Annotated in this window: 16 protein-coding genes; 9 read left to right on the forward strand and 7 right to left on the reverse strand. The window is 73.4% G+C overall.

All coding sequences use genetic code 11. The annotated features are described in order from the left end of the window. Positions 1-4 precede the first annotated feature (4 nt). A complete protein-coding gene (locus tag ACIQOE_RS19650; RefSeq protein ID WP_401412646.1) occupies positions 5-994 on the reverse strand; it encodes a YbhN family protein in 990 nt (329 codons plus the stop codon). Positions 995-1,213: 219 nt separating this feature from the next. Between ACIQOE_RS19650 and ACIQOE_RS19655 the strand changes: the two genes are divergently transcribed. Further along, the gene (locus ACIQOE_RS19655; protein WP_351326880.1) at positions 1,214-1,858 is read left to right on the forward strand and encodes a DedA family protein; all 645 of its coding nucleotides are present in this window, start codon (positions 1,214-1,216) and stop codon (positions 1,856-1,858) included. Positions 1,859-1,921: 63 nt separating this feature from the next. Here the strand turns inward: ACIQOE_RS19655 and ACIQOE_RS19660 are convergent, their stop codons facing one another. Next, positions 1,922-2,452 (reverse strand): gamma carbonic anhydrase family protein, encoded by a 531-nt coding sequence (locus ACIQOE_RS19660; RefSeq protein ID WP_351326879.1) that lies wholly within the window; start codon positions 2,450-2,452, stop codon positions 1,922-1,924. Positions 2,453-2,563: 111 nt separating this feature from the next. Here ACIQOE_RS19660 and ACIQOE_RS19665 point away from each other — a divergent pair, with 111 nt between their 5' ends. Next, positions 2,564-3,328: an acyltransferase gene (locus tag ACIQOE_RS19665; RefSeq protein ID WP_351326877.1), complete on the forward strand. Its 765-nt coding sequence runs from the start codon at positions 2,564-2,566 to the stop codon at positions 3,326-3,328. A 1-nt stretch (position 3,329) separates the two neighbouring features. Here ACIQOE_RS19665 and ACIQOE_RS19670 read toward each other — a convergent pair whose 3' ends face one another. Next, the gene (locus ACIQOE_RS19670) at positions 3,330-4,187 is read right to left on the reverse strand and encodes a DMT family transporter (protein WP_363015045.1); all 858 of its coding nucleotides are present in this window, start codon (positions 4,185-4,187) and stop codon (positions 3,330-3,332) included. 115 nt (positions 4,188-4,302) lie between these two features. On the opposite strand from ACIQOE_RS19670, the gene ACIQOE_RS19675 reads away from it, so the two are divergent. Next, a complete protein-coding gene (locus tag ACIQOE_RS19675) occupies positions 4,303-4,875 on the forward strand; it encodes a helix-turn-helix domain-containing protein (protein WP_351326873.1) in 573 nt (190 codons plus the stop codon). Between the two features lie 31 nt (positions 4,876-4,906). Next, a complete protein-coding gene (locus ACIQOE_RS19680) occupies positions 4,907-5,461 on the forward strand; it encodes a YbaK/EbsC family protein (RefSeq protein ID WP_401412650.1) in 555 nt (184 codons plus the stop codon). Here the strand turns inward: ACIQOE_RS19680 and ACIQOE_RS19685 are convergent. After that, on the reverse strand, positions 5,356-6,534 hold the full coding sequence (locus tag ACIQOE_RS19685) for a cation diffusion facilitator family transporter (protein WP_401412652.1): 1,179 nt from the start codon (positions 6,532-6,534) through the stop codon (positions 5,356-5,358). The two genes, ACIQOE_RS19680 and ACIQOE_RS19685, sit on opposite strands and share 106 nt — an antisense overlap. Positions 6,535-6,608: 74 nt before the next feature. On the opposite strand from ACIQOE_RS19685, the gene ACIQOE_RS19690 reads away from it, so the two are divergent. Further along, positions 6,609-6,962, forward strand: coding sequence for a metalloregulator ArsR/SmtB family transcription factor (locus tag ACIQOE_RS19690; RefSeq protein WP_365571140.1), 354 nt, complete (start codon positions 6,609-6,611; stop codon positions 6,960-6,962). Positions 6,963-7,038: 76 nt separating this feature from the next. On the opposite strand, the gene ACIQOE_RS19695 is transcribed toward ACIQOE_RS19690, so the two are convergent. From ACIQOE_RS19695 to ACIQOE_RS19705, 3 genes are all read right to left on the reverse strand, one after another. After that, on the reverse strand, positions 7,039-8,247 hold the full coding sequence (locus ACIQOE_RS19695; RefSeq protein WP_401412654.1) for a 4-hydroxybenzoate 3-monooxygenase: 1,209 nt from the start codon (positions 8,245-8,247) through the stop codon (positions 7,039-7,041). Positions 8,248-8,326: 79 nt separating this feature from the next. Further along, positions 8,327-9,964 (reverse strand): APC family permease, encoded by a 1,638-nt coding sequence (locus tag ACIQOE_RS19700; RefSeq protein ID WP_351326863.1) that lies wholly within the window; start codon positions 9,962-9,964, stop codon positions 8,327-8,329. A 264-nt stretch (positions 9,965-10,228) separates the two neighbouring features. Next, complete coding sequence (locus tag ACIQOE_RS19705) at positions 10,229-10,642, reverse strand: CoA-binding protein (RefSeq protein WP_362642083.1); 414 nt, start codon at positions 10,640-10,642, stop codon at positions 10,229-10,231. Positions 10,643-10,818: 176 nt separating this feature from the next. On the opposite strand from ACIQOE_RS19705, the gene ACIQOE_RS19710 reads away from it, so the two are divergent. The 4 genes from ACIQOE_RS19710 (at position 10,819) to ACIQOE_RS19725 (ending at position 14,029) form a co-directional block, all read left to right on the forward strand. Then, positions 10,819-11,550 (forward strand): hypothetical protein, encoded by a 732-nt coding sequence (locus ACIQOE_RS19710; RefSeq protein WP_399009667.1) that lies wholly within the window; start codon positions 10,819-10,821, stop codon positions 11,548-11,550. Then, positions 11,547-12,083 (forward strand): histidine phosphatase family protein, encoded by a 537-nt coding sequence (locus ACIQOE_RS19715; protein ID WP_365571148.1) that lies wholly within the window; start codon positions 11,547-11,549, stop codon positions 12,081-12,083. Before ACIQOE_RS19710 ends, ACIQOE_RS19715 begins: the two co-directional genes overlap by 4 nt. Before the next feature lie 48 nt (positions 12,084-12,131). Then, entirely contained in the window at positions 12,132-12,758 is a 627-nt protein-coding gene (locus ACIQOE_RS19720) for a YigZ family protein (RefSeq protein WP_401412657.1), read from the forward strand. Positions 12,759-12,865: 107 nt separating this feature from the next. Then, the gene (locus tag ACIQOE_RS19725) at positions 12,866-14,029 is read left to right on the forward strand and encodes an exonuclease SbcCD subunit D (protein ID WP_365571151.1); all 1,164 of its coding nucleotides are present in this window, start codon (positions 12,866-12,868) and stop codon (positions 14,027-14,029) included. Positions 14,030-14,049 lie beyond the last annotated feature (20 nt).

A 14,049-nucleotide genomic window follows, 5' to 3' on the forward strand; every position in this document is an offset into this window, starting at 1 on the left:
GCCCTCACAGGGTCTTGGCGCGGATCATCGCGGACAGCACCAGGGCGCCCGGCAGCAGCGGCACCCAGTCGGTCACCATCCGGTAGCCGATCACGGTCGCCGTGGCCACCGCGACCGGAGCCCCGAACGCGGCCAGCGTGATCACCAGTGCCGCGTCCACCGCGACCCCGCCCGGCACCGGTACGGCACCGCCGGCCGTCCCGCCGGCCAGGAAGGCGAAGACGACGGTGCCCCACGGCAGCCCGAGCCCGAGCGCCTCCCCGGTGCAGGCCAGCGCGCTCGCCTGCACCACCGGCAGGGCGGTGGCCCCGCCCCACAGGGCCGCCGCCCGGCAGGGCCGGGCGTGCACCGCGCGGGCATCGGTGAGCGCGGCGCGCACCAGCCGGGTGACCGGCCGCCGCAGCGGTCGTACCACCGCGGTCGCCACACCCACCAGCGTGAGCACGGCCGCGACCGGGACCAGCACCACGCCCTCCGGGATCAGGTCGCCCAGCCGCCGCCAGGCGGAGGAGGACAGCAGGAACCCGATCAGCACGGCCGTCTTCGCGCCCGACTTGGCCACCGAGTACAGCGCGATCGAGGAGGTGGCCCGCTGCAGGGGCACTCCCTGGGTGCGCAGGAAACGGACGGTGACGGCGTGCGCGCCCAGTCCGGCGGGCAGCGCGTGATTGGCCGCTCCGGCGGCGAACTGCGAGGCCAGCAGCAGCCCCGGCGGCAGCGGGTCGGGCACGGCGCCCTGGCGCATGCACGCGGCCAGCACCCAGGTCAGGCAGGTCAAACCGCCGGCGGCCAGCAGCCACAGGGGTTCGGCGCGGGCGAGCCGGGCCACGCCCTCGTTCAGCAGGGACTGGTTGGTCAGCCCATAGACCGCGGCGACCAGCAGCGGGGACAGGCACAGTGCCAGCCGGAGCGGACGGCCCGCCGCCGACGGCACCGGCAGGGTGCGCGCGGGGGCGTCGGGGCAGGGCGAGGACAGTGACGACAGTGAGGACACGGGGACGTTGTCCTTCCACGGCGGGCCGCGGTGGGGGGCCGCAGGCGAGCGGGACCGCAGGCGTGCGGGACCGCTCGGAGCCTTCCCGTCCCGTATGACACCCGGATGTCGGAGAGCCGAAGGACGGGGGGCGGGCCGGTGCCACGGGCACGGCCCCGCCCGGGCGACCCGGTAGCCTTCCAGGGGTATACCCGGCACACGACAGGGGAGGAACCCGCGGTGCACGTCCAGGAATGGCTCGACTCGGTGCCGGCGGTCGCCGTCTACGCAGTGGTGGCGCTGGTCATCGGGCTGGAGAGCCTGGGCATCCCGCTGCCGGGCGAGATCGTGCTGGTCTCGGCCGCGCTGCTGTCCTCCCAGCACTCGGGCATCGACCCGTTCGTCCTCGGAGCCTGCGCCACCGCGGGCGCGGTGATCGGCGACTCCGTCGGCTACGCGATCGGCCGCAAGGGCGGCCGTCCGCTGCTGGCCTGGCTGGGCCGGAAGTTCCCGAGACACTTCAGCGAGGGCCATGTGGCCACCGCGGAGCGCTCCTTCGAGAAGTGGGGCATGTGGGCGGTCTTCTTCGGCCGCTTCATCGCCCTCCTGCGCATCTTCGCGGGCCCGCTCGCGGGCGTCCTGCACATGCCGTACTGGAAGTTCCTGACGGCGAACCTGCTCGGCGGCATCTGCTGGGCGGGCGGCACCACGGCCGTCGTCTACTACGTCGGCATCGTCGCGGAGGACTGGCTGAAGCGGTTCTCGTACGTGGGCCTGGCGGCGGCGGTGCTGGTGGGCCTCGCGTCGATGCTGATCGTGCGGCGCAAGGCGCAGAAGGCGCAGGTCGCCGAGAAGGAAGCCGAACCGGTGGGCGCCGGGGAGTGAAGGCCCGCGGGCGCGGGCCGCGGGGGCGCGGCGGACCCGGACCGGCCGCGCCCGTCGCGGGGCCTACGACGTGTGCACCTCGCGGTGCGCCTTCGCCAGCTCCGCGTACAGGGTCCCGTTGAGGGTCACCCCCTGAAGCTCCTCCTCCGACAGGCTCCGCTTCACCTTCGCCGGCACCCCGGCCACCAGCGAACCCGCCGGCACCACCATGCCCTGCGGCACCAGCGCCTGCGCGGCGACCAGCGAGCCCGCGCCGATCACGGCCCCGTTCAGCACGGTCGCCCCCATCCCGATGAGGCAGTCGTCCTCGACCGTCGCCCCGTGCACCACCGCGTTGTGCCCGATGGACACCCGCTCCCCGACGCTCACCGGGAACCCGGGGTCGGCGTGGAGCGTCACGTTGTCCTGCACGTTCGCCTGCGCACCCACGGTGATCTTCTCGACGTCCCCGCGCACCACCGCGCCGTACCAGACGCTCGCCCCCGCCTTCAGCGTCACGTCCCCGATCACCGAGGCGGTCGGCGCCACGAACACGTCGTCCCCGATCACCGGCTCGCGCCCGCCGATCCCCACGATCAGTGCCTTCCGCGTCATCACGCACTCCCTTTCGTCCTCGATGTCCACGGCAACCTAGCCGACGGCCTGGGGCGAAGATCACAGCGGCCCGCCCTCTTGCCGACGGCGCCCTGCGCGTAGCGTGACCCCGTGCCGAAGCCCAAGAACACGTTCTCGTCCTGGTGCCGCCGCCTCGCCCAGCGAGCGGTGCACGCGGGCTGGGCCTGGGTGCAGCGCACCGGTTCGGTCACCGCCGACCACCCCGGCCGGTTCCGGTTCGGCGCCATCGGCGAGGCCACCCGCCTGGCCTTCCCGCTGGGCACGGTCTTCGGCGAACCCTGGATCCACCTCGGCTCCCACTGCATCGTCGGCGAACAGGTCACCCTCACCGCGGGCCTGATGCCCGACCTCGACCTCGGCCCCGAGCCGATCCTGCGCATCGGCGACGGCGTGGTCCTGGGCCGCGGCAGCCATGTCATCGCGGACACGACCGTCACCATCGGCAGCGACTGCTACTTCGGCCCGTACGTCTACGTCACCTCCACCAACCACTCCTACGACGACCCGCACGAGCCCATCGGCCGGCAGTGGCCCCGCATGGAGTCCGTGGAGATCGGCCCCGGCTGCTGGATCGGCACCGGTGCGGTGATCCTGCCGGGCGCGCGGATCGGCCGGAACGTGGTGGTGGCCGCCGGCGCGGTGGTCCGGGGCACGGTGCCCGACCACGCCGTGGTGGCCGGCGCGCCGGCCCGGGTGGTCCGCCGCTGGACCGCCGAGACCGGCTGGCAGCCGCCGCTGCGCACACCCGCGCCGGTGCCGATACCGGAGGGCATGACCCCGGAGCAGCTGCGCGCGCTGGCGGAGCTGGACGAGGAGGGTGTGGCGCGGCTCGCGGCGCTGGAGAGCGAGAACTGAGTCAGCCGGTCGCGAGCAGCAGCGTGCCGACCAGCGCGAGGCCCGCGCCCGCCGCCTGCACGGCCCGCAGGCGCTCGCTGAGGAATCCGCGGGCCGCCAGCGCGGTGACCACCGGATAGAGCGAGGCGAGCACCGCGGCGACGGTGACCGGGCCGTGCTGGGCGGCCACCGAGTAGGTGCCGTTGGCGGCGACGTCGGCCAGACCGACGAAACCGAGGGCCGGCAGCGTGGACCAGGCGAAACCGCCGTCCGGCAGCGCGGGCGTGCCCTGCCGCACCGACAGCCACAGGGCGGCGCCGCCGGTCGCCACGCTGGTCAGCCGCTGCACGAAGAGGGCCAGGAAGAGGCCGGTGACCGTGGTGGACGCCTCCGTGATCAGTGCGAAGACCGTGCCGAAGCCGCCGGCCGCGACCAGGGTGAGCAGGATCGTGCGGCGCTGGACCGGCGCGCCGCGCAGCTGCGGTCCGCCGGCCAGGACGACCCCGGTGACGGCGACCGCGATCCCCGCGAACTGCAGCAGTCCCGGCCGCTCGCCGAGTATCAGTCCGACACCGACCGGGACGGCGACGCTCAGCGTGGCCAGCGGGGAGACCACGCCCATGGGGCCGAGCGCGAGCGCCTTGTAGAAGGAGAACAGCGCGACCGGCCCGACCAGGCCGGCGGCGCACGCGAACCAGAGCCGCGGCCCGGCCTCGCTCCAGCCGCCCGTGGCGGCCACGATCACCCCGAGGACCACCGCCGCGATGCCCTGCGAGACGACGACCACCGTGAGCGCCGGGGCGCGTCGCGTGAGCAGCCCGCCGCCGAAGTCGGCCAGCCCCCACAGGAGGCTGGTGGTCAGGGCGAAGAATGCTGTCACGGCCCGCCTCGCAGTACAGTTCGGTGAACGATCAGGTACACCCCACCGTAGTTCACTCAGTTAAACGCTGTCATTCAGAATATTGGACCTCGATGCTCACGACGATGGACGGAACGTGTCGGACCTCGACCTGCTGACCCAGTCCCTGGCCCGCAACGTCAAGCACTGGCGCTCGGTGCGCGGCTTCACCCTCGACGTGCTCGCGGCCCGGGCCGGGGTCAGCCGCGGCATGCTCATCCAGATCGAGCAGGCCCGCACCAACCCGAGCATCGGCACCGTCGTCAAGATCGGCGACGCGCTCGGCATCAGCATCACCACCCTGCTCGACTACGAACAGGGGCCGAGGGTCCAGATCGTCCCGGTCGACAAGGCCGTCCGGCTGTGGCACACCGACGCCGGCAGCTACAACCGCCTGCTCGCCGGCACCGAGGCGCCCGGCCCGCTGGAGATGTGGGACTGGCGGCTGATGCCGGGCGAGAGCAGCCCCTCGGAACCCCACCCGGCGGGCACCGTGGAGATCGTCCACGTCACCGCGGGCGAGCTGACCCTCACCGTCGACGGCGCCGAGTACCGCGTGCCGACGGGCGCCAGCGCCTCCTTCGAGGCCAACACGGCCCACGTGTACGGCAACACCGGGGACGAGCCGATGGAGATGGTCATGACGGTCTCCGTCCCGCCCGTGCCCTGAGCCCGCCCCACCCGGCTGTTACGGTGCGGGCATGCGCGCACCCATCGGAGACTTCGAGACCGCCGACCCCGCCCCCGACCGCCTCGACGACCTGGTCGCGCCGGTCGCCGACGCCGTACGGCACTGGAGCGGCTCCGTCCCCGCCGAGCAGATCGTCTACGTCGAGACGGACCCGCAGTGGGCGGACACCGCCGTCTTCGTCGAGCACTACGGGCGCGATCTGCTGGAGCGGTCCGCCAACTGCGTCGTGGTGGCGGGCAAGCGCGGCGGCGGCACGACGCTCGCCGCCTGCCTGGTCCTCTCCACCACCAGGGCCGACGTCAACGGCGTCGTACGGCGTCATCTCGGCGCCCGCAAGGCCTCGTTCGCCCCGATGGACCTGGCGACCGGGGAGACCGGCATGGAGTACGGCGGCATCACCCCGATCGGACTCCCGCGCGACTGGCCCCTGCTGGTGGACCCGGCCGTGGTCGACCTGCCCTACGTCCTGGTCGGCAGCGGCCGCCGGCGCGGCAAACTCCTGGTCCCCGGCAAGGTGTTCGCGGAACTGCCGGGCGCGGTCGTGCTGGAGGGGCTGGGCGGCTGACCCGGCGCGTGGTGGGCCAGGTCCAGGTGCGGGTCCCGCTCGCCCGGCGCGGGCGCCGGATCGGCGTGCACCAGGGCGGCGGTGAGCCGGGGCACGGCGTGCAGCAGGGCGTGTTCCGCCGCCACCGCGACCGCGTGCGCCTGACGCACGGTCGACTCGCCGTCGACCACCACCGCCACCTCGGCCCGCAGCCGGTGCCCGATCCACCGCAGCCGCAGCTCGCCCACCGCCCGCACCCCCGGCACCTCGCCGAGCGCCCGCTCGGCCCGGTCCGTCAACTCCGGGTCCACGGCGTCCATCACCCGCCGGAACACCTCCCGGGCCGCGTCCCGCAGCACCAGGACGATCGCCGCGGTGATCGCCAACCCCACCAGGGGATCGGCGAGTTGCCAGCCCAGGGCCGAGCCGCCCGCTCCCAGCAGCACGGCCAGCGAGGTGAACCCGTCGGTGCGGGCGTGCAGTCCGTCGGCCACCAGGGCCGCCGAGCCGATCGACCGGCCCACCCGGATCCGGTACCGGGCCACCCACTCGTTGCCCGCGAAGCCCGCCAGCGCGGCCAGCGCGACCGCCGGGAGATGCGCGACCGGCCGCGGATCCAGCAGCCGTTCGACCGCGGTCCAGGCGGCGAAGGCGGCCGACGCGGTGATGGTCAGCACGATCGCGATCCCCGCCAGGTCCTCGGCCCGCCCGTAGCCGTAGGTGTAGCGGCGGTTCGCCGCGCGGCGCCCGAGCACGAAGGCGATGCCCAGCGGTACGGCGGTCAGCGCGTCGGCGGTGTTGTGCACGGTGTCGCCGAGCAGGGCCACGGAGCCGGACAGGGCCACGACCGCCGCCTGCGCGGCCGCCGTCACGCCGAGCACGGCCAGTGAGACCCACAGCGCCCGCAGGCCGCGCGCCGAGGCCTCCAGCGCCGGGTCGAGCTTGTCGGCCGTCTCGTGGGAGTGCGGGGTGAGCAGATGACCGAGGCGGTGCCGGAGGCCGCCCGGCGCGGAGTGCGTGTGCGGGTGGCCGTGCGCGTGTCCGCCGGGCCCGTCGTGGACGTGGGCGTGCTCGTGGTGGTGCCGGTCGCTCATGCGGCTCCCCTCTCCGGTGCGCGGGCGTGGACAGGCGACGCCCTCGACGCCATTATGTGCGTATGAGCGCACGCATGCACCTATCACCTGCGCACCATGCGCATCCGCGCAGTCCGGGCGAGGAGCAGTTCGCGCTCGCCGCCGACCTGCTCGCCCTGCTCGGCGACCGCACCCGGCTGACGCTGCTGCACGCCCTGGCGTCCGGGGAGGCCGACGTCACCACGCTCACCGAGGTGTGCGGTGCCGCGCGGCCGGCCGTCAGCCAGCATCTGGCCCGGCTGCGGCTCGCCGGTCTGGTGGGCACGCGCAAGGAGGGACGGCGGGTGGTGTACTCGCTGCGCCACGGCCATGTGCGCAGGCTGGTCGACGAGGCGCTGAAGGTGGCGGACCACCGCCTCACCGAGACGGCCGCCGACGCGGGGAGCTGAGCCCCGCCGGCAGGGCGGGCACCCGGTCCGGCTGGCCGTCGGCGCGGGGACGGCGCCGGCCGTCCCCGCGCGGTGGTCAGAAGGCGACGGCCGCGCCGAGGTACTGCTCGGCGAAGGCCGTCGCCGCCGCGGTCGAGGTGAACAGCCTGCGCAGCCGGGCCAGGCTGGTGCCCGCGAGGAACGGATCGCCGGAGGCGGTGCCGTGGTAGATGCCGGACAGGAACCCGGAGAACTCCTGGTAGTCCCAGACCCGGCGCAAAGACGCGTGGGAGTAGCCGTCCAGGCCCGAGTCGTCGTCCTCGGTGACGTGCGCGACGAGCGCGTCGCCCAGCAGGAAGGCGTCGTGCAGCGCGAGGTTCATGCCCTTGGCGGCGATCGGCGCGGTCAGGTGCCCGGCGTCGCCCGCCAGGAAGAGGCGGCCGAACACCATCGGCTCGACCACGTAGTTGTGCATGTCCAGCACGCGTTTCTCCACCAGCGGCCCCTCGTTGAGCGGCGGAGCACCCTCGGCGCCGAGCCGCTCGTGCAGTTCGGCCCACACCCGGTCGTGCGGCCAGTTCTCCGGGTCGTCGCCCGGCGGGCACTGCAGGTAGTAGCGGGTGACCTCGGGGCCGCGCGCCATGTGCCCGGCGAAGCCGTCGGGGTGGACGCCGAACAGCACGCAGTCCGAGGACGGCGGGGCCTGCGCGAGCAGTGCCAGCCAGCCGACGCCGTAGTCCTGCCGGGACATCCGCGTCCGCGCGTCGGGCACCGTGTCCCGGCTCACCCCGCGCGCCCCGTCGCAGCCCGCCACGAACGCGCAGTGCAGGACGTGCCGCCGGCCGGTCGCCGGGTCGGTGTAGGACACCGTGGGCCGGTCCGAGTCGACGTCGTCAAGCCGGACGTCCCGCACCCCGAACCTGATGTCGCCGCCGCGCACGTCCGCGTACTCCCGCACCAGATCCGTCACCAGCAACGGCTGCGGATAGATGTAGTGGTGACGGCCCGTCAGCGCGGCGTAGTCGAAACGGAAGCGCTCGCCGTCGAACCGGAACTCGCACGCGCTGTGCACCTGCGCCCCGGCGAGCAGCGCGTCGGCGAGCCCGCGCTGCTCAAGGCCCCGGACCGCCCACTCCTCGATCACCCCGGCTCTGGGCCGGGTCTCGATGAACTCTCTGCTCCCGGTCTCCAGGACCACGCAGTCGACGGCGGCGGCCCGCAGGATGTTGCCGACGGTCAGCCCGGCCGGTCCGGCGCCGAGGACGACGACCGTACGGCGTTCTTCGGAAGGTGAGTGGGGGATCACCGTCCCATTATGACGGTGTCCCGTCAGCCGGGGCGGGGGCCGCCCCTGGCTGACGGGACACGTGGGAAGCCGGAAGGGGTCAGTGCGCCGGGGCGTCCGTGACCACGACCTCGTCGATGCTGCGCTCGATGTCCTGTGCCGAGGAGGCGGTCGCCTTGGCCCAGTAGTAGACGACGACCGAGAAGACGGCGATCACCAGGATGTCCCACCACAGGGCGATGTGGCCCTGGCCGCCGAAGCCGCCCTGCCACGAGATGACGCCCATGCCGACGAGGTAGACGGGCAGCCACTGGGCGGCCTTGAAGTCCAGCCGCGGCGCGTCGGGCAGGCCCTTGCGGTGGGCGTAGACGCCGTACCCGCCGAGCAGCACGTAGCCGAGCACGATCGCGATGCCGAGCCGCCACAGGGTGCCCCAGCCCGACCAGTAGATGATCAGGTTGGCGACGACGAAGGACAGCGGGGAGATCAGCTTGCCGAAGGGCAGCCGGTAGGGCCGCTCGAAGTGCGGCAGCCGGTCGGCGAAGACGCCGTACGCCAGCGGGGCACCGGCGTACATCAGCACGCTCGCCGAGGTGATGAAGCTGACCAGCTCCTGCCAGCTCGGGAACGGCAGGAAGCAGATCACGCCGGTCACGAACGACATGATGAGGCCGAACCACGGCACACCGCGGGAGTCGGTCCGGCTGAAGATCTTCGGCGCGTAGCCGTTCTTCGCCAGGCCGAAGGAGACCCGGGAGGTGGCGGTGGTGTAGATCAGGCCGGTGCCGCCGGGGGAGATGATCGCGTCGAGGTAGAGCACCCACGCCAGCCAGCCGAGGCCCACCAGGGTCGCGAGACCGGCCCACGGGCCGCTGTCGCCCGCGTAGTGGAGGTGCGCCCAGCCGTGCGCGAAGGTGCTGTGCGGCAGCGCGGCGATGAAGACGACCTGGAGCAGCACGTAGATGACGGCGCCGATGGCCACCGAGCCGAGCGTGGCGCGCGGCAGGTCCCGCTTGGGGTTGCGGCTCTCGCCGGCCAGCTGGATGGCCTGCTCGAAGCCGAGCAGCGCGAAGATGATGCCGCTGGTGCTGATCGCCGCGAGCACGCCCTTGGCGCCCATGGGCGCGAAGCCCTCGGAGTGGAAGTTGGCCGGGTGGAAGTTGCCGACGGCGATGATGAAGATCGCGGCCAGCGGCACGGCGATCTTCCACCAGGTCGCGGCGCTGTTGGTGTGCGCGAGCACCCGGACGCCGAAGAAGTTGACCCCGACGAACAGGGCCATCAGGATCACGGCCACCAGCAGGCCGCTCGCCGTCAGGGTGCCGTCGGCGTGCTCCAGGTGCTGCGCCCACTTCCAGTGACCGGCGTAACCGATCATGGCCTCGACCTCGATCGGCGCCACGGTCGCGGCCTGCAGCCAGGAGAACCAGCCGAAGGACATGCCGGCCAGTCCGCCGAAGGCGTAGTGCGGGTACCGGGCCGTGCCGCCCGCCACCGGGAACATGCCGCCCAGCTCGGCGTGGACCAGGGCCAGCAGGACGATCGCTATCGCGCCGACCACCCACGAGATGGTCGCCGCGGGACCGGCCTGCACGACCGCTTTCTGGGCTCCGTACAGCCAGCCGGAGCCGATGATCGACCCCACGGAGGCCCACATCAGGCCGATCAGCCCGACGTCCCGCCTCAGGCCGCCCGAGGGAGTCGTGTCCTCCGTGGCGGCTTTCTCGACACTCACCATGTCAAGTGGCCTCTCAGTTTCTGAACGCAGATTTAACGAGTAAGGGGCCACAAGGTATGGGCGCGTGCCGCCCGGACTGAAGACTGTTTCCCAAAACTTGACCCTCGATCTTTCCTGTCTTGGCCAAAGCCTTTGCACAGGTCAGCGAGGGTCATGGAATGTCCGTATTCAGCTGTGATAAGTGAGAAGAAGGTAAGACAGCGAGTCTCAGATCTTCCTCAAATCCGGCCGGTTCCCGGGTCCGGTCATCCGTCCGGACATCCGTCAGTTCCGATTCAGCCGGGGAATTTCGATGGCCGGGCAGCGGTCCATGACCATGTCCCGTCCCGTGGCCCGCACCCGCTCGTAGGCCGCCTCGTCGACCACCCCGAGCTGGAACCACACCGCCTTCGCGCCCTTCGCCACCGCCTCGTCCGCCACGGCACCGGCCAGCTCGCCGTTGACGAAGACGTCGACCACGTCCACGTCGAAGGGGATGTCCGCCAGCGAGGCGTAGCCCTGCTCCCCGTGCACCGTCTCCGCCTTCGGGTGGACCGGCACGACCCGCTTGCCGAACCGCTGCAGCACCTGCGCCACTCCGTACGCCGCGCGGCCCCGGTTGGACGACAGGCCGACCACCGCCCAGGTGTCGCCGGTCTCGGTCAGGATCCTGCGGATCGTCTCGTCGTCGCCGTACATCGCCGGCCTCCTCGGTTCGGGGACATGTCCGTCCTGGCCAACAGCGACCGCCCGGACCCCCATTCCCCGCCGGAGACAGCGGCAGAAGGCGCCACATGTCCCGCATGTCCCGCCACGGTGACCGGAATCGGCGCAAGGTGCCTGCGTACGGCCCTCCACGCGCCTACGCTCAGCCCGTGCTCCGCATCCTCGACGCCACGACCGGTGAGACCGTCCCCGCCGCCCCCGCCCGCCGCGCCCTGACCCGGGTCGAGGCCCATGTCCACGGGTACGACCTGACGGCGCTGCGGGTCCTGCTCACCACCGACCTGCTGCTGCGCGCCCTGGAGATCGGCGGCACCCCGGTCCTGCCCCTGCTCACCGCCGGCCACCGGCAGGCCGAACTGCACGCCGCCGCCACCACCCTCGGCATCCGCCCCTTCGAGGACGGCCGCGACCTCGCGTCGGGACTGGGCGAGGCCCAGGTCGTCCACGTGGCGGCCGAGGGCACGACCGTGCCCGGCAGTGGGCCGACCGTCGCCGTCGCTCCCGCGAGCGGCCCCGACGCGGCCGTACTCAACGGGCTCGCCGATCCCGCCGCGCTCCGGCTCGCGCTGCTCGACGCACCGCGCGGCACGGCCGTCCACCTGGGCGCCGGCGCCGTGGACGCGGCCGGCCGCAGCCTCGCTCGGCTCCGCCAGGACGTGGCCCGGTGGGCGCGCAGCCCCTCGCGGCCGGTGCCCGAGACGGTCCGGGGGCGGCTGCGGGACGCCTGGGAGGACGACCTCGACGTCCCCGGCGTGCTCGGCGTCCTGCGCTGGGCGGCGGGCCGGCCGGAGATCCCCGACGGCGCCCGCTTCGAGACCTGCGCCCACGCCGACCGGCTGCTCGCCCTCGACCTCACGCGCGACGTCGGGAGCGCCCCGTGATCCGCGGCGCCGGGCCGCTGCGCCGGCTGGTCGTCCTGCGGCACGCCAAGTCCGCCTGGCCCGAGGGGGTGCCCGACCGGCTGCGCCCGCTCGCGGCCCGCGGCCGCCGCGACGCCCCGGCCGCCGGCCGCGCCCTCGCGGCCGCCGACTGCCTGCCCGACCTCGTGGTCTGCTCCACCGCGGTGCGCACCCGGCAGACCTGGGAACTGGTCTCCGGCCAGTGGGGCACACCGCCGCCGGTGCGCCTGGACGGCCGGGTCTACGCGGCCGGCGTGCCCGAACTCCTGGAGGTCGTGCGCGAGATCCCGTCGGAGGTGGAGACGCTGCTGCTGGTCGGGCACAACCCGGGACTGGAGGAGCTGGTCCTGGAACTGGCCGGGGACGGCCTGGACGACACCCTGGAGCAGGTCCGCAAGAAGTTCCCGACGTCGGCGATCGCGGTCCTGGCCTGGCACGGGCGGGCGTGGACGGCCCTGGAGCCGGGGGCGGCGCTGCTGACCGAGGTGATCGTGCCGAGGGGCGGACGGGGCTGAGCCCGACCTCGGACGAGCCGGGTCCGCGGGTCCGCATAGGCTGGGCGGATGCAGGACGAGTACCGCACAGTCGCCCGCGCGGGCACCCACGAGACCGAGGTCAACCGCTCCCGCTTCCTGTGCGCCCTCGCCCCGGCGGCCACCGAGCGGGAGGCCCGGGACTTCGTGGCCCGCGTCCGCAAGGAGCACGCCGACGCCAGCCACAACTGCTGGGCCTACGTCATCGGCGCCGACGCCGCCACCCAGAAGGCCAGTGACGACGGCGAACCGGGCGGCACCGCGGGCGTCCCCATGCTCCAGATGCTGCTGTGCCGCGACATGCGGTACGTCGTCGCCGTCGTCACCCGCTACTACGGCGGGGTCAAGCTCGGCGCCGGCGGACTCATCAGGGCGTACGGCGGCGCGGTCGGGGAGGCCCTGGACAGCGTCGGCGCGATCACCCGCCGGCGCTTCAGGCTGGCCACCGTCACCGTCGACCACCAGCGGGCCGGGAAGGTCCAGAACGACCTGCGCGCCACCGGCCGCGAGGTCCGCGACGTCCGCTACGGGGAGGCGGTCGCCATCGAGATCGGCCTGCCGGACGCCGACGTGGACACCTTCCGCGCCTGGCTCGCCGACGCCACCGCGGGCACGGCGGACCTCGAACTGGGCGGGGAGGCCTACGGGGACGCGTGAGGATCTGAACTAAACGGACAAAACTCCCTTACCTCATCCGGCCCATGAGGGGTTGATACGGGAGTAACCGCCCGTGATGTCAGACCCGGCCGTTAACCTCGGGGATCATGAGACTCCTGCACACTTCCGACTGGCACCTCGGCCGGGCGTTCCACCGGGTGAACATGCTCGGCGCCCAGGCCGAGTTCATCGGCCACCTGGTGGAGACCGTGCGTGCGCACGCCGTCGACGCCGTGGTCGTGTCGGGAGACGTGTACGACCGCGCGGTCCCGCCGCTGGCCGCGGTCGAGCTGTTCGACGACGCCCTGCACCGGCTCGCCGCCCTGGGCGTGCCCACGGTGATGATCTCCGGGAACCACGACTCGGCCCGCCGGCTCGGCGTCGGCGCCGGTCTCATCGACCGTGCCGGCATCCACCTGCGGACCGAACCCGCGGCCTGCGGCACGCCCGTCCTGCTCGCCGACGCCTTCGGCGACGTCGCCTTCTACGGCCTGCCCTACCTCGAACCGGCCCTGGTGAAGGACGAGTTCGCCGTCGACAAGGCAGGACACGAACCGGTGCTGGCCGCCGCCATGGACCGGGTCCGCGCCGACCTCGCCGCCCGCGCGCCCGGCACGCGGTCCGTCGTCCTCGCGCACGCCTTCGTCACCGGCGGCGAGACCAGCGACAGCGAACGGGACATCACCGTCGGCGGCGTGGCCGCCGTCCCTGCCGGGGTCTTCGACGGCGTCGACTACGTCGCGCTCGGCCATCTGCACGGCTGCCAGACCCTCACCGAGCGCGTCCGCTACTCTGGGTCCCCGCTGGCGTACTCCTTCTCCGAGGCCGGCCACCGCAAGAGCATGTGGCTCGTCGACCTCGACGCCGACGGCACCGTCACCGCCGAACGCCTCGACTGCCCGGTACCGCGCCCGCTGGCCCGCGTCCGCGGCACGCTCGACGACCTGCTCGCCGACCCGGCCCTGACCAGGCACGAGTCCGCCTGGGTCGAGGCCACGCTGACCGACCCGGTCCGGCCCGCCGACCCGATGGCCCGCCTGACCGAGCGTTTCCCGCACACCCTCAGCCTGGTCTTCGCCCCCGACCGAGCCCCCGGCGACCCCGACGTGACCTACGCCCGCCGGCTGGCCGGCCGCAGCGACCGCCAGATCGCCGAGGACTTCGTCGCCCACGTCCGCGGCGCGGGCCCCGACCAGCGGGAACTGACCGTACTGGGCGAGGCCTTCGACGCCGTCCAGGCCCATCTCGCGGTGCGCGAGGCGGCGCGGTGACCATGGACGCACGACGGACC

It is taken from the genome of Streptomyces sp. NPDC091282 (genome assembly GCF_044757385.1).
Taxonomy (GTDB): domain Bacteria; phylum Actinomycetota; class Actinomycetes; order Streptomycetales; family Streptomycetaceae; genus Streptomyces; species Streptomyces gramineus.